The sequence below is a fragment of the Pseudomonas sp. AN3A02 genome, assembly GCF_011765255.1.
Classification (GTDB): Bacteria; Pseudomonadota; Gammaproteobacteria; order Pseudomonadales; family Pseudomonadaceae; genus Aquipseudomonas.
On record NZ_JAARNI010000001.1, the window covers coordinates 1,023,044 to 1,047,797 of the forward strand.

27 protein-coding genes and 1 riboswitch are annotated in these 24,754 nt (G+C 60.4%); of the genes, 11 read left to right on the forward strand and 16 right to left on the reverse strand.

The window, feature by feature from the left end; all coding sequences use genetic code 11:
* The first annotated feature begins 13 nt into the window (after window positions 1-13).
* Together HBJ59_RS04800 and HBJ59_RS04805 are read left to right on the forward strand one after the other, a co-directional pair.
* Window positions 14-568, forward strand: coding sequence for a PqiC family protein (locus HBJ59_RS04800; RefSeq protein ID WP_167662888.1), 555 nt, complete (start codon window positions 14-16; stop codon window positions 566-568).
* A gap of 22 nt (window positions 569-590) precedes the next feature.
* Complete coding sequence (locus tag HBJ59_RS04805) at window positions 591-935, forward strand: hypothetical protein (RefSeq protein ID WP_076014401.1); 345 nt, start codon at window positions 591-593, stop codon at window positions 933-935.
* A 9-nt stretch (window positions 936-944) separates the two neighbouring features.
* Here the strand turns inward: HBJ59_RS04805 and HBJ59_RS04810 are convergent, their stop codons facing one another.
* The 5 genes from HBJ59_RS04810 to HBJ59_RS04830 all read right to left on the reverse strand — a co-directional run bounded on the left by HBJ59_RS04810 (window position 945) and on the right by HBJ59_RS04830 (window position 10,030).
* The gene (locus HBJ59_RS04810) at window positions 945-3,674 is read right to left on the reverse strand and encodes a LuxR C-terminal-related transcriptional regulator (protein ID WP_167662889.1); all 2,730 of its coding nucleotides are present in this window, start codon (window positions 3,672-3,674) and stop codon (window positions 945-947) included.
* Between the two features lie 310 nt (window positions 3,675-3,984).
* A complete protein-coding gene (locus tag HBJ59_RS04815) occupies window positions 3,985-5,349 on the reverse strand; it encodes a DUF1329 domain-containing protein (protein WP_008434250.1) in 1,365 nt (454 codons plus the stop codon).
* 43 nt (window positions 5,350-5,392) lie between these two features.
* Complete coding sequence (locus HBJ59_RS04820) at window positions 5,393-7,252, reverse strand: DUF1302 domain-containing protein (protein ID WP_167662890.1); 1,860 nt, start codon at window positions 7,250-7,252, stop codon at window positions 5,393-5,395.
* A gap of 331 nt (window positions 7,253-7,583) precedes the next feature.
* Complete coding sequence (locus HBJ59_RS04825; protein WP_167662891.1) at window positions 7,584-9,266, reverse strand: fatty acid--CoA ligase; 1,683 nt, start codon at window positions 9,264-9,266, stop codon at window positions 7,584-7,586.
* A 131-nt stretch (window positions 9,267-9,397) separates the two neighbouring features.
* Window positions 9,398-10,030: a LysE family translocator gene (locus tag HBJ59_RS04830; protein WP_063027187.1), complete on the reverse strand. Its 633-nt coding sequence runs from the start codon at window positions 10,028-10,030 to the stop codon at window positions 9,398-9,400.
* A gap of 84 nt (window positions 10,031-10,114) precedes the next feature.
* On the opposite strand from HBJ59_RS04830, the gene HBJ59_RS04835 reads away from it, so the two are divergent.
* The 3 genes from HBJ59_RS04835 to HBJ59_RS04845 all read left to right on the forward strand — a co-directional run bounded on the left by HBJ59_RS04835 (window position 10,115) and on the right by HBJ59_RS04845 (window position 12,953).
* Complete coding sequence (locus tag HBJ59_RS04835) at window positions 10,115-11,080, forward strand: 2-hydroxyacid dehydrogenase (RefSeq protein WP_167663430.1); 966 nt, start codon at window positions 10,115-10,117, stop codon at window positions 11,078-11,080.
* A 30-nt stretch (window positions 11,081-11,110) separates the two neighbouring features.
* Window positions 11,111-12,109, forward strand: a complete 999-nt coding sequence (locus HBJ59_RS04840) for a class I SAM-dependent methyltransferase (RefSeq protein ID WP_063027185.1) — start codon at window positions 11,111-11,113, stop codon at window positions 12,107-12,109.
* Between the two features lie 51 nt (window positions 12,110-12,160).
* Window positions 12,161-12,280, forward strand: a riboswitch (yybP-ykoY riboswitch).
* Window positions 12,281-12,368: 88 nt separating this feature from the next.
* Complete coding sequence (locus HBJ59_RS04845) at window positions 12,369-12,953, forward strand: TMEM165/GDT1 family protein (RefSeq protein ID WP_003216166.1); 585 nt, start codon at window positions 12,369-12,371, stop codon at window positions 12,951-12,953.
* Window positions 12,954-12,996: 43 nt separating this feature from the next.
* Here the strand turns inward: HBJ59_RS04845 and HBJ59_RS04850 are convergent, their stop codons facing one another.
* The 4 genes from HBJ59_RS04850 to HBJ59_RS04865 form a co-directional block, all read right to left on the reverse strand.
* Complete coding sequence (locus HBJ59_RS04850; RefSeq protein ID WP_076014407.1) at window positions 12,997-13,815, reverse strand: M48 family metallopeptidase; 819 nt, start codon at window positions 13,813-13,815, stop codon at window positions 12,997-12,999.
* 117 nt (window positions 13,816-13,932) lie between these two features.
* Window positions 13,933-14,553: an SOS response-associated peptidase gene (locus tag HBJ59_RS04855; protein WP_076014408.1), complete on the reverse strand. Its 621-nt coding sequence runs from the start codon at window positions 14,551-14,553 to the stop codon at window positions 13,933-13,935.
* Window positions 14,554-14,589: 36 nt separating this feature from the next.
* The gene (locus HBJ59_RS04860) at window positions 14,590-14,850 is read right to left on the reverse strand and encodes a putative signal transducing protein (RefSeq protein WP_076014409.1); all 261 of its coding nucleotides are present in this window, start codon (window positions 14,848-14,850) and stop codon (window positions 14,590-14,592) included.
* Between the two features lie 15 nt (window positions 14,851-14,865).
* Window positions 14,866-15,045 (reverse strand): CPXCG motif-containing cysteine-rich protein, encoded by a 180-nt coding sequence (locus HBJ59_RS04865; RefSeq protein ID WP_003216161.1) that lies wholly within the window; start codon window positions 15,043-15,045, stop codon window positions 14,866-14,868.
* Window positions 15,046-15,189: 144 nt separating this feature from the next.
* On the opposite strand from HBJ59_RS04865, the gene HBJ59_RS04870 reads away from it, so the two are divergent.
* On the forward strand, window positions 15,190-16,353 hold the full coding sequence (locus tag HBJ59_RS04870) for a 1-acyl-sn-glycerol-3-phosphate acyltransferase (protein ID WP_178124243.1): 1,164 nt from the start codon (window positions 15,190-15,192) through the stop codon (window positions 16,351-16,353).
* A gap of 136 nt (window positions 16,354-16,489) precedes the next feature.
* On the opposite strand, the gene HBJ59_RS04875 is transcribed toward HBJ59_RS04870, so the two are convergent.
* Complete coding sequence (locus HBJ59_RS04875) at window positions 16,490-16,747, reverse strand: hypothetical protein (protein ID WP_076014411.1); 258 nt, start codon at window positions 16,745-16,747, stop codon at window positions 16,490-16,492.
* Window positions 16,748-16,928: 181 nt separating this feature from the next.
* Between HBJ59_RS04875 and HBJ59_RS04880 the strand changes: the two genes are divergently transcribed.
* Window positions 16,929-17,138, forward strand: a complete 210-nt coding sequence (locus HBJ59_RS04880; protein ID WP_076014412.1) for a hypothetical protein — start codon at window positions 16,929-16,931, stop codon at window positions 17,136-17,138.
* Window positions 17,139-17,240: 102 nt separating this feature from the next.
* Here HBJ59_RS04880 and HBJ59_RS04885 read toward each other — a convergent pair whose 3' ends face one another.
* Complete coding sequence (locus HBJ59_RS04885) at window positions 17,241-17,825, reverse strand: YajG family lipoprotein (protein WP_003216157.1); 585 nt, start codon at window positions 17,823-17,825, stop codon at window positions 17,241-17,243.
* Window positions 17,826-18,008: 183 nt separating this feature from the next.
* Here HBJ59_RS04885 and HBJ59_RS04890 point away from each other — a divergent pair, with 183 nt between their 5' ends.
* On the forward strand, window positions 18,009-18,242 hold the full coding sequence (locus HBJ59_RS04890) for a hypothetical protein (RefSeq protein WP_167662893.1): 234 nt from the start codon (window positions 18,009-18,011) through the stop codon (window positions 18,240-18,242).
* Between the two features lie 8 nt (window positions 18,243-18,250).
* Here HBJ59_RS04890 and HBJ59_RS04895 read toward each other — a convergent pair whose 3' ends face one another.
* Complete coding sequence (locus HBJ59_RS04895) at window positions 18,251-18,571, reverse strand: hypothetical protein (RefSeq protein WP_143503552.1); 321 nt, start codon at window positions 18,569-18,571, stop codon at window positions 18,251-18,253.
* 397 nt (window positions 18,572-18,968) lie between these two features.
* Here HBJ59_RS04895 and mqo point away from each other — a divergent pair, with 397 nt between their 5' ends.
* Window positions 18,969-20,504 carry a malate dehydrogenase (quinone) gene (gene mqo / locus HBJ59_RS04900; RefSeq protein ID WP_167662894.1) on the forward strand — a complete coding sequence of 512 codons (1,536 nt, stop codon included), beginning with the start codon at window positions 18,969-18,971 and terminating at the stop codon, window positions 20,502-20,504.
* Window positions 20,505-20,609: 105 nt separating this feature from the next.
* On the opposite strand, the gene HBJ59_RS04905 is transcribed toward mqo, so the two are convergent.
* The 4 genes from HBJ59_RS04905 to HBJ59_RS04920 all read right to left on the reverse strand — a co-directional run bounded on the left by HBJ59_RS04905 (window position 20,610) and on the right by HBJ59_RS04920 (window position 22,655).
* The gene (locus HBJ59_RS04905; protein WP_076014415.1) at window positions 20,610-20,897 is read right to left on the reverse strand and encodes a PA4642 family protein; all 288 of its coding nucleotides are present in this window, start codon (window positions 20,895-20,897) and stop codon (window positions 20,610-20,612) included.
* 208 nt (window positions 20,898-21,105) lie between these two features.
* Complete coding sequence (locus HBJ59_RS04910) at window positions 21,106-21,591, reverse strand: hypothetical protein (protein WP_076014416.1); 486 nt, start codon at window positions 21,589-21,591, stop codon at window positions 21,106-21,108.
* A 35-nt stretch (window positions 21,592-21,626) separates the two neighbouring features.
* Entirely contained in the window at window positions 21,627-22,094 is a 468-nt protein-coding gene (locus HBJ59_RS04915; RefSeq protein ID WP_167662895.1) for a WbuC family cupin fold metalloprotein, read from the reverse strand.
* Window positions 22,095-22,097: 3 nt separating this feature from the next.
* Window positions 22,098-22,655, reverse strand: a complete 558-nt coding sequence (locus tag HBJ59_RS04920) for a hypoxanthine-guanine phosphoribosyltransferase (RefSeq protein ID WP_076014418.1) — start codon at window positions 22,653-22,655, stop codon at window positions 22,098-22,100.
* A 164-nt stretch (window positions 22,656-22,819) separates the two neighbouring features.
* Here HBJ59_RS04920 and upp point away from each other — a divergent pair, with 164 nt between their 5' ends.
* Together upp and HBJ59_RS04930 are read left to right on the forward strand one after the other, a co-directional pair.
* Window positions 22,820-23,458, forward strand: coding sequence for a uracil phosphoribosyltransferase (upp, locus tag HBJ59_RS04925; protein ID WP_088422747.1), 639 nt, complete (start codon window positions 22,820-22,822; stop codon window positions 23,456-23,458).
* A 2-nt stretch (window positions 23,459-23,460) separates the two neighbouring features.
* The gene (locus tag HBJ59_RS04930) at window positions 23,461-24,735 is read left to right on the forward strand and encodes a uracil-xanthine permease family protein (protein WP_076014420.1); all 1,275 of its coding nucleotides are present in this window, start codon (window positions 23,461-23,463) and stop codon (window positions 24,733-24,735) included.
* Window positions 24,736-24,754 lie beyond the last annotated feature (19 nt).

The window sequence follows — 24,754 nt, forward strand, 5'->3', positions numbered from 1 at the left end:
AGGAGCAACCACCATGGCCTTCCCGCTGAAGATCACGCTGCTCGCCGGGTTGCTGCTGCTTGCGGCGTGCCGCAGCGAGCCGATTCAATTTCACACCCTGACGCCGGTGCATCGCAGCAATGCGTCCCTGACCGCGGGGGGTGAAATCCGCATTGAAAGCATTACGGTGCCGCCGCAGGTCGACCGACCGCAGATTGTCATCCGCCAGGGCGACAGCGGCGTAGCGATTCTTGAGACGCAATGGTGGGCCGCCAGCCTGGTGGATGAGCTGCGCAGCGCGCTGGTGGACCAACTCGCCAGCAACCGGAAAAACCTGGCGGTGCGTATTGAAGTACAGCGCTTTGACTCGATCCCCGGGCAGTACGCCCTGCTCGACGTAAAATGGCGACTTCGCCAGACGGGCACAGACGAACGCACGCCGCTGACGTGTCGCACGGTGGTGCAGTCGCCATCCGGCCCAACCATTGATGACCTGGTGATCGCTCAGCAAAACAACGTCAAACGGTTTGCCGCACTGCTCAGCCAGGCCGCCGACAAGTCACCGAGTGGATGCCCCGCCGTACCGTAAACATTGAGCCAAGGATTGAGCCATGCGCACATTCTGGAAGTGGTATTTGCAACTGCTGGAAAATGATTTCAGCACCCAGGTCTTCGACAATGTGAAGAACCTGCTGGTGTGCGCGCTGCTGTTTGCCGCGGGTACCAACGCGCTGTCCGGGAAGCATGAGCTGTTCCTCGGCGTCCTGGCGTCAAGCGTGGCCGGTTGGGGCTTGATCGTGGTTTCCACCTTGCTGATGGTGCTGAATGTGAGCGACGGAATCCGCAGGCTGGCCAAGCTTCGTTATCACTTGGTGCTTCAGCTGCTGCTGATCCTGGTTTATGTGCTGGTAGCAGAGCGCGTGGTGGAAATCGTTTGGGGCTTCCGGTCCCATTGATCGAGGTGCCTACCCCAACAACCCCATCTCCTGCGCCCGCGCTACCGCCTGCGTGCGCCGCTCCACTCCGAGCTTGCTGTTGATATGACTGGCGTGGGTTTTCACGGTGTGCAGGGAGATAAACAGCTGATTGCTGATCTCCTGGTTCGAACAACCCTGGGCGATCAGGTGCAGCACCGCCAGTTCGCGGGAGCTTAGGGTTTCAAGGGTGTGTGGGGTTTCAACCACCGCAACATCCGGCAAGCGTGCCAGCAGGCTCTGGTTCATCTGACCATAGGGATCCCGCAAAAGCTGCTCCCGCGTCCAGTCGGGATAGCGCTCCAGCAAGCGCTGAAAGGGTTGCATCGCGCCACCGGCAGCCGCTGCAAGCGCGCGGGCAAACACGGGGCGGGCCAGCGCTTCCTGACCACCGTCCAACAGCAACTGCGCCTGCTGGGTCAGCGCCATCAGGCTGATCATCTGCCGGCCGCTGTTATGGGCCTGGTGCGCCAGTTCGTCGAGCCGTTGCAGTGAGGCCGCCGGCTGATGCCGGATGGCGTCGAGCGCTGCCTGTTGCAGCTCGATATGTTGCGGAAGGTGCGGGTGAAACTCCGGCGCGGCCGCGGCCTGTTCACCGTTGTACGTTTGCCCCAGCCGTGTCAGCCAGGCGTCGGCCAGGTCGGTGCGACCCTGGGCCAGCCAGAGTTCGCATTTGACCAGGGTGATCATCGCCAGGTAGAAAATCGGCGGCACGTCCCAGATGTGCATCAAGCGCTCGGCCTCGGCCAGTTCGGCAAAGGCCATGGGAAAGTCGCCACGGCGACCTTCGAAGCTGGCGATCACGCAATGGCCGATCAGCACGCTGATATCCCGGCAGGCCCGCGCCTCGGCCAGACCGGCACGCAGGCGAGCCAGCCCGGCTTCGGGCTGGCAACGCACCAGCAGCAGGTAGCCTTCATACAGCGCCAAGCGGGCACGCACCGCATACAGGCGTTGCGGCGCGAGGCCCTGCAAGCGTTGCAGGCCCTGACGCACTTCATCCAGAGAGCGCAGGATCTCGCCACGGGCTTGTAGCACCCGCGCCCGGTCGTAATGGGCCAATGCCTCGAACAACGGATTGCCGACGCGCTGCGCCAGCTCCAGGGACTCTCGGTTCAAGCCACGGGCGCGCCACAGGTCAGCATCGACGATGGCCAGGTTGGACAGGGTCGACAGGCACATCAACCGCTGGCCATAGCGTTTGTGCGGCAGGCTTTCCAGGGCCTCGCTGCAGTACAACTGGGTCAACTCGCGGTCGCCACGCCCTCGGGCAATGATCCCGCTGAGGGCCAGCCATTGGGCCAACATCGACTTTTGCGCGGTGGCTGACGGCGCCGGCAGAAAGCGGCTGAGATGGCTGGCCAACTCTTGCGCCGCGTCCAGTTGGCAGGCCAACCCCAACGCCCAGCTGTAGAGCACGATCAGACGGGGCGTGCTCATCAACAGACTGTCGGGCAAGTCCATTTTCCAGCGCAGCAACATGCCGACGTTTTGCTCCGCCAGCAGTTGCTCTTCGGAGAGGTTCTGCACCAAGTTTGCCGCCACATCCAGGTGACCGGCCCGCAACGCCTGCTCCACCGCCTCATCGATCAAGCCCTGGGCATTGAACCAGCGACAGGCCCGCAGGTGCAGGCTGGCAGCCGGCAACACGGCATTACTCGCGCGCCGAGTGCGCAGCAGGTCGGAAAACAGATGGTGATAACGGTACCAGTGGCCCTGTTCGTCCAGCGGGACCAGGAATACCTGGTGGGCCTGCAGGTAGCGCAGGATTTCGGTGCTGTCGTGGGCTTCGCGCACGGCGTCGCACAGTTCGCTGCAAAAGCGCTCCTGGGACGCGGTGTCGTAGAGAAACGCCTGGACTTCCGCTGGCAGGCAGTCGATGACTTCTTCAAGCAGGTAATCGCGGATCAGCCCTTCCCCGCCGTGCAGGCCTTGGGGCAATGCGCCTTCGCTGCCAGCTTCGGAGGCCGCCAGCAGCCAGAAACGCAGGCCGGCCACCCAGCCTTCACTGCGTCGGATCAAGTTATCCAGGGCTTCGCCGCGCAATGAACTGCTGTGGCGATCCAGCAGGGCCAGGGATTCGGCGTGAGTCAGGCGCAGGTCCTGCTCGTTCAGCTCCAGCAAATGCCGGGACAGGCGCAGGCGCGCCAGGTGCCAGTCGGGGCGCTGACGGCTGGTGACCAGCACCAACAGGCCGTCGGGCAGATGGTTGAGGAAAAATTGCAGGCAGCGGTCGAGTACCGGGCCCTGGGCCAAATGGTAGTCATCCAGCACCAGCAACAGCGGCGCCTGGATCGACAGGTGCACCGTCAGTTCATCCAGCAGGCCGTCGAGCCACTCTTCAAACGCAAAGGGTTGATGGCGCTGGCGCATTTTCAGCAATCCCAGGGACTGGGCGCCCAACTGCGGGAAGTATTGCTGCAGGCCGTCGAGCAGGCGTTCAAGGAAACGTCCCGGGTCGTTATCTCGGGGGCTGAGCCCCAACCACAGGCTTTGCCAGTGGGCTGGCAAGCTCTGGCAGAACTCCACCGCCAGCGAACTCTTGCCGAAGCCGGCCGGAGCACTGACCAGCAACAGACGCCCGGCCAAACCTTCACTCAGCCGTTCGCACAGGCGCGGTCGCAACACGTAGCCGTCAGGCAGTGGGGGTCGATAGAAGCGCCCTTCCAGGGTCGGAATGACCGCGCTGGCAGGCCCTTGAATTCGGGACAGATCAGTCATCGCCGGGCTCTTGTAGAAGGCTGTTGTCGGCATTGCAGATGTCCGCAGACTAGCGGTAAAAGCGGCAGCTTTGTAGATCTTTGCAACAATTGTCTGAAAAAGACTACAACAAAAAATATCCGGACTTCTTCTGGAACGACCGACACTCTGTGGCGAGGGAGCTTGCTCCCGCTGGAGTGCGCAGCGCTCCCGTTTTTGGGGCTGCTACGCAGCCCAGCGGGAGCAAGCTCCCTCGCCACAGTGGTCCCGCAAAAAAAAGCCCCGAACCAGTCGGGGCTTCTTTCGAGGATGCGGCCTCTGTTACAGCAGGTTAGCGAACACCATCCTGGCGCAGGGCCGCCGGGGTGAAGTCGCTGGTGGTGGCGGTGAAACCGAAGTCATAGGCCTGCTTCTCTTCGTTCTTCATGCCCAGTGCCAGGTAGCGGCCGGACTGCAGGTCGTAGAGGGTTTCGAGGGCGTACCACGGCACTTGCTTGTCGTAGTAGTTCTCGGCATGGGCTTCAGCCACGCGCCACAGTTGGCCACGACCGTCGTAGTGGTCGATCACCGCAGCTTGCCAGGTGTCTTCGTCGATGAAGAAGTCACGCTTGGCGTAGATGTGGCGCTGGCCTTCCTTCAGGGTTGCAACCACATGCCACACACGACGCAGCTCGTAGCGCGCCAGGTCCTGGTTGATGTGGCCGGCCTTGATGATGTCGACATACTTGAGCTTCGGATCGTCGAGTTTGTAGCTGTTTTCGGCGATGTAGAGCTCTTTCTTGCCTTCCAGTTTCCAGTCGTAGCGGTCTGGCGCACCGTTGAACATGTCGAGGTTGTCGGAAGTACGCAGGCCGTCGGCGGCGGTACCCGGACCGTCATACGACACTTGCGGTGCCCGGCGCACACGGCGCTGGCCGGCGTTGTAGACCCACGCCGAACGCGGTTCCTTCACCTGGTCGAGGGTTTCGTGCACCAGCAGCACACCACCGGCCAGACGTGCCGGCGCGGTCACTTGCTGCTTGAAGTAGAACAGGATGTTGCCCGGGTTTTTCGGGTCGTAGTCCTTCATCTTGTCGCGGAACACGAACTGGTCGCGGAAGTACACCAGGCTGAACGAGCCGTTGGTTTGCGGCGTGGCCTGGGTCACCAGGCGGGTCACGCTGCCACCACGATAGCGGGTGATGTGGTTCCAGATGACTTCCACGCCGCTTTTCGGAATCGGGAACGGTACGGCGGTTTCGAAGTTTTCCAGGCCATTGCCGCCAGACACCAGGTTGGTGCTGGTGGCGTTTTTCTTGATGGCGGCGAACACATCAGCCGGCACCGTGGCGCCGCGATGGGTCGGGTAGACCGGCATCTTGAAGGTGTCCGGGTAGCGCTTGAACATCGCGTACTGCCCCGGCGCCAGCTTGTCCTTGTACTGCTCGACGTTCTGCGCGGTGATGGTGAATTGCGGTTGTTCGCTGGCGTACGGGTTGGCCAGGAAGCCACGGGCATCCACGGCGCCGGCGTTGGTTGGCAGTGGCGACCATTTAGGGATGGTGCCGGCCGCGTTGCCGGCCATTTCAGCGCCCATCGGGGTCAGGGTCGTGCCGAGCTTGGCGGCTTCATCGGCCGAGACAGCGGCCATGACGCTACCCGCCATGATCGACAGCCCCAGCACACCCACCTGCAACAGATTTTTAGTTATTTTCATGTTCTGGTTCTTCCTGAAAACATACTGCTTAAAGAGAGTGTGCTTAGAAGTTCACGCCAGCGCTCAAGGCGATGAAGTCACGGTCATCCACCGTGGTGAATTTGCCGCCAAAGAAGTTGGTGTAGTTGAGGCTGACGGTGTAGGTGTTCTGGTACTCGGCATCGACACCCAGGCTGACGGCCTTGCGACCCTCTTCGAAGTTGCCGCCAGGACCTGGCGAGTAGCCTTTGACGTCATGGGACCACGCCACGTTGGGCTTGAGGTTTACACCGGCGAAGACATCCGGGTATTCCCAGATGGCACGAGCGCGATAGCCCCAGGAGGTGGCCGTGGTGTAGCCATCGTTGTTGCAGTTGGTGTTCAGGCCAGCGGCATTCGGCAGACCGGCGCCGTTGGCCGTCGAGTTGTTAAGGGCGTTACAGAACCCGCCTGGCAGCGTGCCAGGACCGAAGACCGGATCACGGCCATAACGCGCCTCGGATTTGCTTTCCAGGCCACCGACGTGGGTCACGCCAATTTCACCGACCGTGGTCAAACGGCTGGCGCCCATGACCTGGTCAAAGAAGTGCGTAAAGGTGGTCTGGAACTGCGTAACTTCCTTGCGGTTATAGCCATGCAAGTCCTGACCGGGGCTGCCCTTGAGCACCGAGGCATTCCCGAAGCCCGGGATCGGCGTGACACCTGCATAGAGAATGTCGGTGGTGCTGAGCTGGACTGGCGCGTTTGGCCGATAGCTCAACTCACCGCTCCAGGCGGTACCGGTAGGCAGCGTGGTGGAGAAGCTCAAGCCGTACAGGCGGATGTCTTCAGGGTATTCGATGAAGTAGTTGGAACTGCCCGCAACAATCAGCGGCCGCAGCGCACCCAGTGGCCCCAGAGGCCGGGTATAGGCCGATGCTGGCGCGCCTTGGGCGCTGAAGATCGGCGCACGGCTGTGGTAGTTCATGAAGTAGGCGCCGAACTCGGTATCCAGCGGCTCGAAGTTGTAGTGCATCGCCACGCCGAACTGGCCGCTGTCGCGGGCGTCACGGTCCGGCCCACGGCGCACCAGCACACCTTCGTTGTTCACATCCACGCCCAGGGCGTTGAGGGTAGGCAGTGCGGCGCCTGGAATGGTCGAGCGCTTGTTCAGCACCCGCAGGTTGTTGCTGCAACCGTCGGAAACCACGTCCGGCTGCGAGAAGAACGTGCCGCAGTTGTCGGTTACCGTCTGGTCCCATTCCAACTGATAGAACGCTTCTGCCGACAAGTTATCGGTCAGGGTCTGCGACACATAGAACATGTTGACCGGGATCAGGCCTTCCTTGATCTCGGCCCCGGGACGACGGAATGCGGACACGTCGATCGGGTTGATGGAGTTGATCCCCCCACCTATGAACGTACTCTCACCCCAGCTCACCACCTGCTTGCCGAACCGCACGTTACCTGGCAGATCGGCAATGGTGTAGTTGTGATAGATGAACGCATCGAGAATCTGCCCGCCAGAAGACTTGGCGCCCTCTTTGCGGTTGTTGTTGCTGACATTCTTGAAGTCCAGGTCTTCGTTTTGCAGCGCGAAGTCATACCAGTACTTGCCCCGGACAAACACGCCGGTGTCGCCGTATTTCAACTCAAGGTCATGGATACCCTTGAAGATCTTCGAGAAGGAATCACCTTTGTCGAAGTTCAGGTGACCGTCATCAGAGGTTTGCGACAACCCCCTGCCGCCGTTGTTGGCACCGATCAGGTCTTTGTTGCGACCCGCCGTCGACCAGCTGGCCCCGACCGACAGGGACGAATCAAAGCTGCCTTCGATTTCACCGATGTTGAAACTGACGCCGAATGCAGGCCCGGCGAGCGTAGAGGCGAGGCTGACGGCCAAAGGCAGTTTTGCCCGGCGCCAGAACTGGTTTGCTGAGATCATCGACGCTACTCCATGTGCATTATTGTTATGGCAGTGAGTCGTTTCCAAGAGCTTGTAACGGCCGGAATACAACGATTCCAATGCCGGGCGAACACATGAACCCGCCGGGTTCACAGCACCGCACCTTGAAAAACTCTGGGATGAACTATAGCCAGCAGGGGGTACCGCTTGATCCCTCTAAAGTGTGATTTGCATCACCAACCCGTCTGCCACAGTCCTTTTCGCCATGCTGACGAAGGTCAGCGACGGAAGGATGGCTGAAAATTGGCAAATCACAAGTGAAGGCTCGGAATAGAGCGCCGCCGTGCCCGCGAGGGCACGGCAAGCAGTGTCAGAGGGTAGAGAGGAAGGTGCTGTTGTTCGCTTGCCATTCGATGATGTCGATACGGATACGTTTTTTGTCGAGCTTGCCGACGCTGGTCTTGGGAATTTCCGTAACAACGGCGATCTGGCTTGGAATCGCCCACTTGCTCAAGTGGCCCAATTCCACAAATGGCTTGAGATGTTCCTTGAGCTCCTTGGCCCCTATCACATGGCCATCACGCACCACCAGCAACGCAAACGGGCGCTCGCCCCACTGCGGGTCGGCAATCCCCACCACCGCTACTTCGCGTACCGCCGGGTGACGGCTGACCAGGTCTTCCAACGCCAGGGACGAGATCCACTCGCCGCCAGTCTTGATCACATCCTTGATGCGGTCGCGAATATCGATCACGCCAAACGCGTCGAGGGTGGCCACATCACCTGTGTGCATCCAGCCGCCGGCCCAGAGCTCCGCGCCCTTTTCCGGCTCGTTGAAGTAGCCTTCGCTGAGCCACGGTGCGCGCAGTACCAATTCGCCTTGGGATTCACCGTCGGCGGGCAGGAAGTTGCCGTCGCCATCGATGATCGCCGCTTCCACCAAAGGCCCGGGCACGCCGGCCTTGATGCGATAGGTGGTGCGTTCGTCTTCGGTACCGGCCATCAATTCTTCATTGAGGTGTGCGCAGGACACCAGCGGCCCGGTCTCGGACATGCCGTACGCTGCCGTCAGTTGAATCCCACGGGCCTTGGATGCTTCATACAGCGAACGATTGAGCGCGCTGCCGCCGATGACGATTTTCCAGCCGCTGAAATCCACGCCCTGGCCAGCCTTGGCGTTGAGCACCATTTGCAGGATGGTCGGCACGCAATGGGAGAACGTGACCTTCTCTTTGCGCCACAGCTCCACCAGGTATTCGGGGTCGTAGCGGCCAGGATAAACCTGCTTCAGGCCGAGCATGGTCGCCACATAGGGCAAGCCCCAGGCGTGCACATGGAACATCGGGGTGATCGGCATGTAGACGTCGTTGGTGCCCAGCAGGCGCACGCTGTCGACGCTGCCCATGATGGTCGCCACGCCCATGGTGTGCAGCACCAGTTGGCGATGAGTGAAATACACGCCTTTGGGATTGCCGGTGGTGCCGGTGGTGTAGAAGGTGGTGGCGACGGAGTTTTCGTCGAAATCCTGGAAGTCGTACCGCGGGCTTGCTGCTGCCAATAACGTTTCGTACTCACCCACGAGGTTGGGCAGCTCGGCGGTTTTGTCCGCGCCGTCGGTGAGCAACAGCGTTTTGTCGACGGTGGTGAGGTGGCCGGCGATGGCCTGGTAGAGCCCCACAAACTCGCTGTTGACCAGCACAAAGCGGTCCTCGGCGTGGTTCATGGTGTACAGAATCTGCTCCGGCGACAGGCGCACGTTGATGGTGTGGATAACTGCGCCAATCATCGGAATGGCAAACATGCATTCCAGGTAGCGGTGGCTGTCCCAGTCCATCACGGCCACGGTGTCGCCGGCCTTGACCCCAGCCTCGGTCAGCACATTGGCCAGGCGGGCGACGCGCTCGATCAGAGTCGGATAGGTATAACGCAACTGGTCGCGGTAGACGATTTCCCGGGTTTTTTCGTAGCGTGTCCCGGACATCAACAGGCGTTTGATCAACAGCGGGTATTGGTAGGCGCCTTCGGCGGGCGGGATAACACGAGTCTGCAACATACGAATCCCTTATCTGACTGCACGGTCTTGGCTGAAACATCTGCACTGTAGAGCGCTTATGTTTCAGCCAAATCAGCCAAAGGAATGATTTGCAGAACCCAATGAATACTAGCTTTGCGCCAGCATCCGGCTTATTTCATGCTGGTAAACGCCAGCTTCACACCGATGGCAATCAGCACCGCGCCCATCGTCCGATCAAACCAATGCCCCATGCGTGCAAACCCGGCACGCACGCGTTGCTGGCTGAACAGCATCGCCACCAGGCAAAACCAGATCGCGGTCGCCACGGCCAGGTACAGCCCGTAACCGGCCTGGATCGCCAGCGGCGTGTGGGGGTTGATCACCACGGTGAACAGCGAAAGGAAGAACAGCGTGGCCTTGGGGTTCAAGCCGTTGGTGACGAAACCCGAGGTGAACGCGCCACGGGCGGTGCGCTCGCCCACTTCAAGGTGCAGGTCTTCTTCACTGGCAGGCTTGGCCGGCTGGGCGCGCAGGGCCTTGAAGCCGATGTACAGCAGGTAGGCCGCCGCCGCCCATTTCAATGCGTTGAACAGCACAATGGACTGGGACACGATCAAGCCGATGCCCAGCAGCGAATACCCTACGTGCAGGAAAATCGCCGACCCGACGCCCAATGCCGTCCAGGTGCCGGCGCGCCGGCCATGGGTCACGCTTTCACGTACCACCACGGCGAAGTCCGGGCCAGGGCTGGCCACCGCCAACAGGTGAATCAGTGCCACGGTCAAGAACTCGGTGAGGTACATGCACACTCCAGGAAGTAACTGATTATTTCATCTGATAGGCTCGGCAGATTACGCCTTCGAACCTCGCCGCAAAAGGTACAGTTGATAATGAACAATCGCCGCGCCGTCTTCCTTGATCACCCTTCCCTGGACCTCGGGGACCTGGACCTCAACGGGTTGCGGGCACTCTTCAGCGAACTGAGCCTGCACCAGCAGACCACACCCGAAAACATTATCGAACGCTTGCAAGGCGCGCAGGTGGCCATCAGCAACAAGATCGCGCTGAATGCCGAGACCCTGGCGGCCTGCCCCGAGCTGAAGCTGATCCTGGTCACCGCCACCGGCACCAACAACGTCGACCTCGCCGCCGCCCGCGCCCACGGCGTTACCGTGAGCAATTGCCAGGGTTACGGCACGCCGTCGGTGGCGCAGCATACGATCATGCTGTTGCTCAATCTGGCGACGCGCTTGAACGACTATCAGCGGGATGTGCAAGCGGGGCTCTGGCAAAAAGCCAAGCAGTTCTGCCTGCTGGACCATCCGATCGTCGAGCTGGAAGGCAAAACCCTCGGCCTGCTGGGCCATGGCGAGTTGGGCGGCGCCGTTTCGCGCCTGGCTGAAGCCTTCGGTATGCGCGTGATCCTGGGTGCGATTCCAGGCCGCCCGGCCCGCGCCGATCGCGTGCCGCTGGACGAACTGCTGGCGCAGGTCGACGCGCTGACCCTGCACTGCCCGCTCAACGAGCACACCCGTGACTTGATCGGTGCCCGCGAACTCGCCTTGCTCAAGCCCGGCGCCTTCATCGTCAACACGGCCCGCGGTGGTCTGATCAATGAACAAGCCTTGGCCGATGCCCTGCGCAGCGGTCATCTGGGCGGCGCGGCGACCGATGTGTTGAGCGTGGAACCCCCGGTCAACGGCAACCCGTTGCTGGCCGGCGACATCCCGCGCTTGATCGTCACCCCCCACAACGCCTGGGGCAGCCGCGAAGCCCGGCAGCGGATCGTCGGCCAATTGATCGAAAACGCTCAGGGCTTTTTCAGCGGCGCCCCGCTGCGCGTCGTCAGTTGATAAACTGCGCCCCTTTTCAAGGAGCAGACCATGGATCCGCGCAGTGAAGTACTGCTTCGCCAGGCCGAACTTTTTCAAGGCGACGTGCTGCTGGTGGGCTTGCCCGCCGACGACCTGCTGGGCCGCCTGCCCAACGCCCATGGCTGGAGCTGGCACGCCGGCGACCAGGCCGCGCTGGACGCGCGTTTTGCCGAGCGCAGCCAGTTCGGCGTGAACGTGCCCGAGCGTTCGTTCGACACGGCGGTGGTGTTCCTGCCCAAGTCCAAGGACCTGACCGACTACCTGCTCAATGCCGTGGCGGCGCGTTTGCCCGGCAAAGAGTTGTACCTGGTCGGGGAAAAGAAAGGCGGTATCGAAAGTGCTGCCAAGCAACTGAACCCGTTCGGCAAACCGCGCAAGCTCGACAATGCGCGGCACTGCCAGTTGTGGCTGGTCACGGTGGCCAATGCCCCCGAGCCGGTTGAGCTGGAAAGCCTGGCGCAGGTGTTCGAGGTGCCGCTGGCTGAAGGGCCGCTCAAGGTGGTGAGCCTGCCGGGCGTGTTCAGCCACGGTCGCCTGGACCGCGGCACTGCGCTGTTGCTGGAACATCTGGACAAGTTGCCAAGCGGTCACTTGCTGGATTTCGGTTGTGGGGCTGGCGTGCTTGGGGCCGCAGTGAAACGTCGCTATCCGCATAACACGGTGACGATGCTCGACGTGGATGCCTTTGCTGCCGCCAGCAGTCGCCTCACCTTGGCGGCCAACGGCTTGGAAGCCGAGGTGTTGACCGGTGATGGCATCGACGCAGCACCGATGAATCTGAACACGATTTTGAGCAACCCGCCATTCCATGTCGGGGTGCACACCGATTATTTCGCCACCGAGAACTTGCTGCGAAAAGCAGCCAAACATCTGGCAAAAGGCGGCGAACTGCGACTGGTGGCGAATAGCTTCCTGAAGTATCAGCCGCTGATCGAAGAGCATCTTGGGGTGTGCGCAATCAAGGCAGAAGGCCAGGGTTTTCGCATTTACCGTGCCAAGCGCGGCTGAAATCTTTTTCCAAAAGAAGGCTTGCCGAATGGATTTTGCCTAGGCAGAATCCGCTCCGTCCTAGGGGAGTAGTCTCCCACGAGCGCCACGCTCGTCCGGCATACGTCAACATACTTGGTCAACAGGCCATGGCGTATGCGACCCAGGAGTCCGCACAGACGGACCGGGGTTTGACAAGACCTATGACACGAACACCTTACCCGGGGCGGGAAGGCTGTACGTGTCATAGCCGTGTCGACCCGCCCCTGGAACTTACCTGATGCTGGATTCCCTGCTTGTCCCTACCGCAATCGTTGCCTTGGCCGAAATTGGCGACAAGACGCAACTGCTCGCGCTCATTCTCGCTGCACGCTTTCGCAAACCCTGGCCGATCATCGCCGGCATCGTCGCCGCGACCCTGGCCAACCATGCGGCCGCCGGTGCCGTGGGGGCCTGGTTCGGGAGTTTCTTCTCGGATGCGGTATTGCACTGGATCCTCGCGGCGAGCTTCTGTGCCACCGCGCTCTGGACCCTGGTGCCCGACAAGCTCGACGATGACGAAGCCAGTACTTCCCGCAAGTTCGGGCCATTCCTGACCACGTTGATCGCGTTCTTCCTCGCGGAAATCGGCGACAAGACCCAGATCGCTACCGTGATGCTCGCGGCGCAATACCCGGAACTGTGGCTGGTGATTATCGGCACGACCCTGGGCATGTTGATTGCCAACGTACCGGTGGTGCTGGCGGGGAATTTCGCGGCGGACAAATTGCCGCTGACGCTGATTCGTCGACTGGCGGCTACGGCGTTTTTCATCCTGGCCATTGTTGCGGTGTACAAGGCCATGCAGAGCAGTGGCTGGATCTAGGTAAGCCAGGTCATTCCCACACACGGTGTGGGAATGATCATTCTCAGGATTTTTTGGCCTGCTGATACAACGGCATCACCTTCGGAATCGCCGCCTGCAACGAGGCGATCCGGCTGTCGGACGCCGGGTGAGTGCTCATGAACTCAGGTGGCGAGCCTTCCGAGGCCTTGGCCATTTTGTTCCACAGGGTAATTGCCGCGTTCGGGTTGTAACCGGCACGCGCCGACAACTCCAGGCCAATCAGGTCCGCTTCGTTTTCATTGCTGCGGCTGTTGGGCAAGGTCATGCCGTAGTTGGCCACGGTATCGGCCAGCGCCAGGCTGTCCTGACCCAGGCCGAACAAGGCACCGGCTCCCTGCTTCGCCATTTCGATACCGTAAGCCTTGGACATGGCTTCGCGACCGTGCTCACGCAAGGCGTGGGCAATTTCATGGCCCATCACGGCGGCGAGTTCGTCGTCGGTCAGCTTGAGATTGTCGATCAACGCGCTGTAGACAAAGATCTTGCCGCCAGGCCCGCAGTTGGCGTTCATCTCGTCACTTTTGATCAGGTTCACTTCCCACTTCCACTGCGCCGCATCCGGGCGGAAGGTAGGCGCCTGGGCGATCAAGCGGTTGGCAATTGCCTGCACGCGCTTGGCGTTGGCACTGGTCTTGTCCACCAGCCCTTTGCCACTGGCTTCACCCAGGGTCTGCTGGTACGACTGCGCATACATCTGGTCGACTTCCTGGCTCGACAACATGCTGAACATGTACTGCTTGCGCTCAACCCCCACGGCGCCGCCGCTGGTGGTGTTGACCGACTGACAACCCGCGAGCAATACCGCCGCGCCCAACGCACATACCGCTACCGTCTTTTTCATCAACCTGCTCCCTGGAAACATGGCGCGTATCGTAGTCGGCCAATTGTATCGACGCCAGATACAACAGACGTGTAGCCACCTGATTTCAGACATATCCCACATTGGCGCCTTCTAGGTTTAACCCGGAGTCAGGCACTCCGGTCCATTCAGCTTCGGATCGTTGACCATGTTGGCCAGTACCCGCTCGCGCAATGCGGTGGGCTCACTGGCCAACAAAGCCTGCAAGGTGTGCAACGGTGTCTCGGGGTTCAACCAGGCGGCCTGCCCCGCCGCATCCAGAATGAGCGGCCGGCGCTGACTCTGCGCAGCCTGGGTCACCACCGCCGTACTCAGCCACACCTGTTCCTGCACCGGATACGCTTCCCAGATCGCCGCAAAAAACAGCGTGCTGCCCTCCCCCGGCGTCAGCCAGTAAGGGCGCTTGCGCTGAGTGCCGCGCCACTCGTAGAAACCATTGGCCGGCAACAGGCAGCGGCGCTGGCGAAAGGCTTCGCGAAACATCGGTTGCTCTGCCAGGGTTTCCGCGCGGGCATGGGCAGGAGTGCGCGAGAGATCGGTCAGCCAGGGCGGCGTCAGGCCCCAGCGCGCCCGAGCCAGGGTGTGCTGGCCGTCGCTGAGGCGCTGGATCAGCACCGAATCATTCGGAGAAATGTTCCACTGGGCCTGCTGGTCGGCCGGAAAGCCCGGCAAGGCAGCAAACGAGGGGTTCCAGCGAAACAGGGCATAACGTCCACACATGGGGCAACACGACTCTTGGAGAAACTGGCCGACAGCCTAACAGACCAACACGTCGGGAAAGCTGTCGGGTTCATCGCCGGGCACCGGTTGCGCGCCGTTGTAGGCAGTGATCAGCTCACGGGCGTAGGCCGCCTGGTCATTCTCCACTGCCAGGGCCAGCAGGCCATAGATCGGTAATTCGCCGGTGCCACCGAGCAAATCGCGCCCCACCAGGTGCGCGGTGACGCCCTCGCTTTCGAGCATGCCTTGCAGCAGCTCACCTTCCATCAGGTTTTCCGGCTCGTAGATTCGCTGCATGGGCGTACCTTTTATTTATTCGTTCTCACTGCGTACGTTGAGCATCCATTCGCCGTCATGAACCTGCAACTCGAAAACAATAGGCCGGCAGCACACCGGGCAGTCCTCTATATATTCCTGATCGCCCGCCGACAGGTCCAGTAGCGCGGTGACTACCTCTCCACAATAAGGACATTCGTACGACTCTTCTTCCATCGCGGTCTCCAAGGTGACTTGTGCGTATAATCGCCGGTCTATTTACAGGGCTATTTTTCGTCCCGGCCAATTGCCCGGACCACGCCCTGATATTTATTGTTCCAAACCTTTACTTACCCTAGCCGTTTCTAACAAGAGAGCATGATGGGCGAATTCGATACCATCCGACCTTACAACGACAGCGAAGTCCCGGCAGTGCTGGCCCGACTGTTCAGTGACAAGGCCTTTCTGGACATCCTGACCCACTTTCGCTTCCCGCGCTTTGCCGGCGCCTTCGGCTGGCTGCTCAAGCCGATGATCGCCCATAAACTGCGCCGTGAGTTTGCCGGCGTCACCACCGTGGCCACGCTACAGGACAAAGTCGAGTTTTACGTCGACCACACCATCGAGCGGGCGACCGACGGGGTGACCTACACCGGCGTCGAGCAGTTCAAGTCCGGCAGCGCCTACCTGTTCCTGGCCAACCACCGCGACATCGTGATGGACCCGGCCTTCGTCAACTACGCCGTGTACCACGCCGGCCTGCCCACGCCACGGATCGCCATCGGTGACAACCTGCTGCAAAAGCCGTTTGTCAGCGACTTGATGCGCCTGAACAAGAGTTTCATCGTGCACCGCTCGATCACCGGGCGCAAAGAGAAGATGGCGGCTTATCAGTTGCTGTCGGCGTACATCAACCATTCGATTCGCAATGACTGCCAGTCGATCTGGATCGCCCAGGCCGAAGGCCGCGCCAAGGATGGGGATGATCGCACCGAATCGGCGATCCTCAAGATGTTCCACATGAGCCGCAAGGACGAGCCGTTCGCCGAAGTCATCCAGTCACTGAACCTGACGCCGGTGTCCATCAGCTACGAATACGACCCGTGCGACGCAGCCAAGGCCCGCGAGCTGTACATCCGCGCCACCACCGGCACCTACAGCAAGGCGCCGGGGGAAGATGACGTGAGCATTGCGCTGGGCATCACCGGTTACAAGGGCCGGGTGCACGTCAACTTCGCGCCGCCGATCACCGAGGCGTTCGAAGACACCAAACTGCTGGCGATCGAGATGGACCGGCAGATTCTGGGCGGTTATCGGTTGTTCCCGGTGCACTACCTGGCGTACGCCCAATGGAGCGATGCCGACCCGCAATTGCAGGTGCCGACCGCAGCCGAGGTGTTCCCTGCGGATGAGTTGGCCAAGGCGAAAGCCGAGTGGGAACGGCGCTTGAATGCATGCCCGGTAGAGCATCGGCCGTATCTGGTGCTGCAATACGCGACGCCGGTGAGGAATCAGTACCGGGTCAAGGCCGGGATTGCCCTGTAACCCGGTACCAGCAATAGCGCAAACCTAATGTGGGAGCGGGCTTGCTCGCGAATGCAGAGTGTCAGTCAATACATCTGGTGACTGATACACCGCATTCGCGAGCAAGCCCGCTCCCACATTTGTTTTCAGGGTGTTCTTACAATCGGGTACTGAGCAAGGAAACCAGCAACGCCAGCCCCAGACAGACAAAACCCAGCCGGTAGAACAGGCGATGGGTACGTTGCGTCAGCACATCAAGAAACAACATCGGTTGATCAATGGCCCGCAGCTCGCTTTGCGCGGCAAGCCTGGCCATCGCGCGCTGTTCGCGCAGGCGTGTGACAAACAACAACCAAGCCGCCGGGCAGGCGAGCAACAGGGCAAGGGAATTGAGCAGTAGTGCGGTCAGCGACATCGCAAACCTCGATGTATCAGTGTCCAGGTATCAATCCAGATACAAACCTGAATGATATGCGCCGCCTGCGCGTCATTACTCCTTCCCCATTGACGGCTAATGTATCCAGTAATTTACAGCGTCACCTGAACGTCACCTTAACAAGCCACTCTGTTGCCCTTCGAAAGCCCGGGAGCTTGTCATGTTGCACGCGCAGAACCAGGATCGGCTGTATCTGATTTCCCCAAGTGATGAGCAAGAGGCGCTGGTGGGCGGCCTGGCGTTCAATGTGCAGGACCGCCACTGGCTGGTGTACTGCGCCCTCGGCGGGCATCAGCATGCCGACCTGCCGGAGCTGGATTTGCTGACTGGCGTGAGTGTGCTGGACTTTTATGTCGAAACGGCTGCATGAAAACTGCAGGCGAAAAAAAACCGGGCTCATCGCTGAGCCCGGTGATCGTTCCCACGCGCCGCAAAGGAATGCCGACTGGGGCGCTCCGCGCCCGCCTGACAGTTATTGCGAGCTAAGCAGCGAACCGATGCTCGGGTCCTTGAACAGACGCGTCAGGGCATCGCTCAACACATCGCTGACCAGCTTGGTGTTGGTCTCCTGGTTCGGCGCCATGCCGAAGCGCTGGTCCAGGGATGCGCCGTAACGGCCGCTGTAGCGACGGGTGCCGGCGGTCACGTCGGACTTGAAGGTCGCGCCGATGGTGGCTTCAGTCACGTACAGGCCTTCCTTGGGCGACTGATACTTCAGCTCGGCCAGGGTGATGGTCAGTTGCGGAGCACCGGGCGAGTTGGACGGGGTGAAGCCCAGCAGGCGCACAGCCGCTTCGGCCTGGGCTTGCAACTTGGGCAGCACGTCGGCACCGGTCACCGTGATGGCGCTGGTTTCCGGGTACAGGCCGCCACGGGTGCCGAGGGTCGGCGACGGACGCCCATCAACCACACGCACCGACACCGGCTGGCCATGGCCCACAGGCGCCAGTTGGGTGGTAATTTTCGGTTGCGGGCTGAGTTGTTGCGGGCTGTGGGCGCAGCCAACCAGGGTCAAACTGGTCACAGTGATCAAACCGAACAACAGGCGTTGCAACATACTCATTTCTCCAGGACTAGATGCAAACAGGGCGCCAGTATAACGGTGAGCGCTCGCTACTCACCACAAATCCTGAACGGCGCCTGAACTGTCGGCGAAATTACAATTTTCACACAGAACCGTCACCACGTTGTCATGCCAGACTGCCAACCTTCGCAGCATGTAACGAACCGGGTACACACCATGCGCCTTCTCAAATCATTGTTCTTTTCCAACACCAGCCATCGTCACTTTGCCCTGCTCGATGCCCAAGGCTGCTGCCAGGCCTTCAAGCAATGCAGCCTGCCGCCCGTCGGTGACGGCTGGGTCGAAGTCGAAGAGACTCGCCTGAGCTGGATGCACCGCCCGCTGCCGGCCAGCGCCCGGATCAACCCACGGGTTTCGCAGCCACAGCAACGGCATGTGTTGGCCTCCTGACCAGACTGCTAATAAAAGTCATTAAACACGCCCATTTGCGCGCATTTCTTCGCTACAATCTCCCCCCGATTATAAGGACGTCTCCTGATCGGGCCTCGCAGCATCGCTAATGCTCCTGTATTAGCTCCCCGCACCGCCCACAGAGAGCCGCCCACACAGATCGAGTGAAGCTGGCGAGCTTGCTGTTTTCTCTGCAAACCATCGTCTTTACCCGAATCTGCCAGAGCTGCCATGCGCTCGGCCACTTGAGTTGTTTGCCCATTTTGCCGCTTGCCGGCAGTGATTTCGGGCCAGGTGCCAGGCTGGGGCAGCCCTTTTTTGAGGTTCACGTCTTCAAAAGAGCGTGAAAAAAACGGGTTTTCACAACTTCACAAGAGTGTGGCGAGCAAATGAATAGTTTTGCGTTTGTACAAGCACCATCAGCGTCTGGAACAGCCCCACCACACAGGACCGAGTACTCCTCAAGAACCGGAGCTTGAAGCCTGTCCGCTACGGATTTGGTTGCACGATCGGACGAGCTTGACCATAAGTCGAATTGCCACAGGCGCCCTTAAATGCGTTCATACGCAGATCAGGCCCGGTCGGCAGCGTCCGCTTGCGATAAATTGCGAAGAATCGGACATGGCGATCCTGGCCATGGGTAACCTGGGGCATCACGTGAACCGCCCCGTCACTCCTGGCAGCCATGCCGTCAATTTGGTGCTGCAGATTTTGGAGACGCGTTAAATGGCGCATAACGAAGCAGTCGACGTAGTACTGGTAGGTGCGGGCATCATGAGTGCCACCCTCGCCGTACTGCTCAAAGAGCTCGACCCCGGCCTCAAGCTGGAAGTCGTTGAGCTGATGGATTCGGGTGCCGCGGAAAGTTCCAACCCGTGGAACAACGCCGGTACCGGCCACGCCGGGCTGTGTGAGCTGAACTACACACCGCAGGCAGCTGACGGCTCCATCGACATCAAGAAAGCCGTGCACATCAACACCCAATTCGAGGTGTCGAAGCAGTTCTGGGCCTACTTGACCAAGAAAGGCACCTTCGGCTCGTCCAAGTCCTTTATCAGCCCCGTGCCGCACCTGAGCTTCGTGCAGGGCGAGAAAGGCGTGTCGTTCCTCAAGAAGCGCTTTGAAACCCTCAGCCAGCACCACGCGTTCTCGGACATGCATTACACCGAAGATCGCAGCGAGATGGCCGAGTGGATGCCGCTGATGATGCCCGGTCGCCCGCTGGACGAAAAAATCGCTGCCACCCGCGTGATGAACGGCACCGACGTCAACTTCGGCGCCCTGACCAACCAGTTGCTCTCGCACCTGACCAGCGCGCCGGATGCCCAGGTCAAGTACAGCAAGCGCGTCACCGGCCTCAAGCGCAACGGCGCCGGCTGGACCGTGAGCATCAAGGACGTCAACAGCGGCAATTCCCGTGATGTAGATGCCAAGTTCGTGTTCCTCGGCGCCGGTGGCGCGGCCCTGCCGCTGCTGCAAGCTTCTGGCATCGAAGAAAGCAAAGGCTTCGGCGGCTTCCCGGTCAGCGGCCAGTGGCTGCGTTGCGACAACCCGGAAGTGGTCAAGCACCACCAGGCCAAGGTCTACAGCCAGGCGGCCGTGGGTTCGCCACCGATGTCCGTTCCGCACCTGGACACCCGCGTCGTCGACGGCAAGAAATCCCTGCTGTTCGGGCCATACGCCGGCTTCACCACCAAGTTCCTCAAGCACGGTTCGTTCCTTGACCTGCCTATGTCGATTCGCGCCGGCAACATCGGCCCGATGCTGGCCGTGGCCCGGGACAACATGGACCTGACCAAGTACCTGGTCAGCGAAGTGCGCCAATCCATGGAGCAGCGCCTGGAATCCCTGCGCCGCTTCTACCCTGAAGCGAAAGCCGAAGACTGGCGCCTGGAAGTGGCCGGCCAACGGGTGCAGATCATCAAGAAAGACCCGAAGAAAGGCGGCGTGCTGCAATTCGGTACCGAACTGGTTGCGGCCAAGGACGGTTCGTTGGCGGCTCTGTTGGGTGCTTCCCCGGGCGCTTCGGTGACGGTGTCGATCATGCTGGAACTGATCGAACGCTGCTTCCCGGAAAAAACCGCCGGTGAGTGGGCGACCAAGCTGCACGAGATCTTCCCGGCTCGGGAAAAGGTCCTGGAGACCGATGCCGAGCTGTATCGCAAGATCAACACGCAGAACAACATCAGCCTGGAACTGGTTGACGCAGGAGCGAGCTTGCTCGCGAAAAACGTTAACGATGACGCAGCGCGCCTGGTTTAACGCGGCGTTCTCAGGTTCTTCGCGAGCAAGCTCGCTCCTACAGTAATAAGCAAAAACGCCCCGATCTCACGATGAGACCGGGGCGTTTTTTTTCGTCCGCAACAATCAGCCGCGGGCTTGTTCGATCAGCTCGATGTACTCGGCGGCGTTGCGCTGGTCCTTGATCACTTCAACGAAGGTCTGGCCGTGCTCGTCCTTGCCGTCGAGGTCCAGGCCGGCTTCCTTGAAAAAGCCCAGGAAGCGCTCGAAGTCGTCGATACGCAGGCCACGGTAGGCCTTGATCAGTTTGTGCAGGGACGGCGAAGTGGCGTCTACCGGCTCGAAATCCAGGAACAGCTTGATTTGCTCGTCGCCGATTTCATCACCAATCAGCTGTTTCTTATCTTTACGCATTACCGACTCCAGCCTGCAGACATTTACACGGGAAAAGCAGTTTACCTGCGGCACAGCGGCTTCGAAAGCTACACGGACCAATGTGGGAGCTGGCTTGCCTGCGATAGCGGTAGGTCAGTTGACCCCTTTATCACTGACACATAGCTATCGCAGGCAAGCCAGCTCCCACATTGAGTGTATTTACACGGCCGAATCCGCGTCGGCTTGATTATTTGGCGCGCACGGCGCCGGTGTGCAAATCAGCCCAGATATGGCCGTTGGCGTAACTGAGGAACTGCACATACACCGTGTCGTTGCGCAGCAAATCGACGATGACCCGATACTGGGTCATCGGGTACGACAAGGTCAGGGTTTTGCTTTTATCGTCGAACACCGGTTTTTTCAGGCTTTTGCTTTCAGCATCGAAATTGAGGATCACCTGGGCGATGGTCGCGCCCTTGTTCAGGGACTTGCCCTTGAGGCGGATCATCAACGGCGAGGTCACCGGGATCGGCTGCTGGGTGGATTGGCGCTGATTACCCACCACCACCGAATACTCGGTGACTTGCAGCAATTGCTGCTGATCCGGGGTTTCGGCGCGCAGGGTCAGGTCGTCAGGCGGCAGGAACTGGCTGTGCAACGGCGCCGGTGCGGCCGCCAGGGGCAAACTGAGGGTCAGCGCCAGGGCGGCGCAACTGCGGATCAAAAAGCGCATGGGCCGCTCCGTGGAAGATGGCCCAGCACTTTAGCTCAATCGAACTGGGCAAGCATCCAGCGCTGATACTCAGCCACTTCAGCATCGCCTTCACGGGGAGCCCAACTCGCCAGCTCACCCTCGCCCACCGGTCTATACGGTCCGGCTTTGCACTCGAACATCAAGGTGTCGGGCTCCAACACCACCAGTCCGTGAAACACACCGGGTGGCAAATCGACGCCTTGGCACTCACCGCCCGCCTGCATCACGCGTTTGGCCAACACCTCGCCGGTCTCGCTGAAAATCAACAAGCCCAGGCGGCCCTTCAGCACCAGTAAGGTTTCTGCCTTATCGGCACTCAAATGACGATGAGGCGGCACATAGGTGTTGGGCTGCATCCCGACGGCCATGCGATGGCACGGCTCTTCCATCTGATGAAAGTTGTGGTGATGCCGGCCACGAGGGCTGTCAGCCGCTTTCTCGGCCAACTCCGCAAACAGCGTTTGATCAAGAAAGCTGGCCATTGATTACATCCCCTTAACGGCGTAGATCCCGTTGGCATTACGCCAGTAGCCTTTGTAGTCCATGCCGTAACCGAAAATGTAGCGGTCGATGCACGGCAGGCCCACATAATCGGCCTTGAGGTCCGGACGGGCCTTGCGGTCGTGATTCTTGTCGATCAGCACAGCGGTGTGCACTTTGCGCGCGCCGGCGTGTTTGCAGAAGTCGATGATCGCGCCCAGGGTGTGCCCTTCGTCGAGGATGTCGTCGATGATCAACACATCGCGGTCGATGAACGAGACTTCCGGCTTGGCTTTCCAGAACAGGTCGCCGCCGCTGGTTTCATTGCGATAGCGGGTGGCGTGCAGGTAGGACGCTTCCAGCGGGAATTGCAGGTGAGTGAGCAATTTACCGGCGAAAATCAGGCCACCGTTCATCACGCAAAAGACCACCGGGTTAGTGTCGGCCATTTCGCGGGAGATGTGCGCGCCGACCTTGGCGATGGCCTCTTCGACTTGCGCTTCGGTGTACAGGCAGTCAGCCTCGCGCATGATTTGACGGATATGCTCGAGATCAGCGGACATGGCGCTCTCCAAGGGGTGCTGTGGCAAGAAAAGCGGGCAAAGGTACGCATGTGAGGCGCAACGTTCAAGCCTTAATGGACTAACGTACTAGATGTCTATAGGACAACACCCTCGGATAGATTAATCTAGGCCGGTTTTTTTGCCCGCCGCCGGAGCCTTTCCCCATGCCCATCCGTGAGATCCGCCACCCGCTGATCCGACATAAACTCGGCCTTATGCGCCGCGCCGACATTAGCACGAAGAACTTCCGTGAGCTTGCTCAGGAAGTCGGAGCGCTGCTCACCTACGAGGCGACCAAAGATCTGCCCCTGGAAAACTACGAGATCGACGGTTGGTGCGGTCCCGTCCAGGTCGAGAAAATCGCCGGCAAGAAGATTACCGTGGTGCCGATCCTGCGCGCCGGTATCGGCATGCTTGAAGGCGTGCTCAGCCTGATCCCGGGCGCCAAGGTCAGCGCCGTGGGCGTGGCCCGCAATGAAGAAACACTGCAGGCCCACACCTACCTGGAAAAACTCGTACCGGAAATCGACGAGCGCCTGGCGATGATCATCGACCCGATGCTCGCCACCGGCAGCTCCATGGTTGCCACCATCGACCTGCTGAAAAAAGCCGGCTGCAAGGACATCCGCGCCATGGTGCTGGTAGCCGCTCCCGAAGGCATCGCCGCCGTCGAGAAAGCCCACCCGGACGTGTTGATCTACACCGCGTCCATCGATGAACGCCTGAACGAACACGGCTACATCATCCCAGGCCTGGGCGATGCCGGCGACAAGATCTTCGGTACCAAGCAGAAGGACGCGTGACCATGCAGGATGAATTCAACGACCCGCTTTGGCGCCAGATCCTGTCTGGCGCACAGATGCTCTTCGTAGCATTTGGTGCGCTGGTGTTGATGCCGCTGATCACCGGTCTCGATCCAAACGTCGCCCTGTTTACCGCAGGCTTGGGTACTTTGTTGTTCCAAGTGGTCACCGGGCGCCAAGTGCCGGTGTTCCTGGCGTCGAGCTTTGCGTTTATCACCCCGATCATCCTCGCCAAGCAGCAGTTCGGCCTGGCGGCAACCATGGGTGGGGTGATGGCGGCCGGTTTCGTTTATACCTTCCTCGGCGCTGCGGTGAAGATCAAAGGCACTGGTTTCATCGACCGGCTGCTGCCGCCAGTGGTGATCGGCCCGGTGATTATCTCCATCGGCCTGGCCATGGCGCCGATTGCCGCCAACATGGCAATGGGTAAAGGTGGCGACGGTGCCGAGCTGATCCCTTACAAAACGGCCATGCTGATCTCGATGCCGGCGCTGCTGACGACGTTGATCGTGGCGGTATTCGGCAAAGGCATTTTCCGCCTGGTGCCGATCATCTCCGGCGTGCTGGTGGGTTTCGCCATGGCGTTCTACTTCGGCGTGGTGGATACCGCGAAGATCGCCGCTGCACCGTGGTTCGCCCTGCCCCACTTCACTGCACCAGAGTTCAACTGGCAGGCGATCCTGTTTATCGTCCCGGTGGCCCTGGCCCCGGCGATCGAACACATCGGCGGTGTGATTGCCGTGGGCAGCGTGACCGGTCGCGACTACCTGAAGAAGCCTGGCCTGCACCGCACGCTACTGGGTGACGGCATCGCCACCACCGCTGCCGGCCTGTTCGGCGGCCCGCCCAACACGACGTACGCGGAAGTGACGGGCGCCGTGATGCTGACCAAGAACTACAACCCGAAAATCATGACCTGGGCGGCGGTGTTTGCCATCAGCCTGGCGTTTATCGGCAAGTTCGGCGCGCTGCTGCAGAGCATTCCAATCCCGGTGATGGGCGGCATTCTGTGCCTGCTGTTCGGCTCGATTGCCGCGGTGGGGATGAACACGCTGATCCGTCACAAGATCGACCTTGGCGAAGCGCGCAATCTGGTGATTGTGTCGGTGACCCTGGTGTTCGGGATTGGCGGTGTACTGGTAGGTACCGGCACTGGCCCGAATGACTTTGGCCTGAAGGGCATCGCCCTGTGTGCGGTGGTAGCGATTGCCTTGAATCTGCTGCTGCCGGGCAATGATGGCTGGAAGAACAAGAAGCCGGATGAGCCGCTGATCTAACTGCCAACGCAAAACCAAT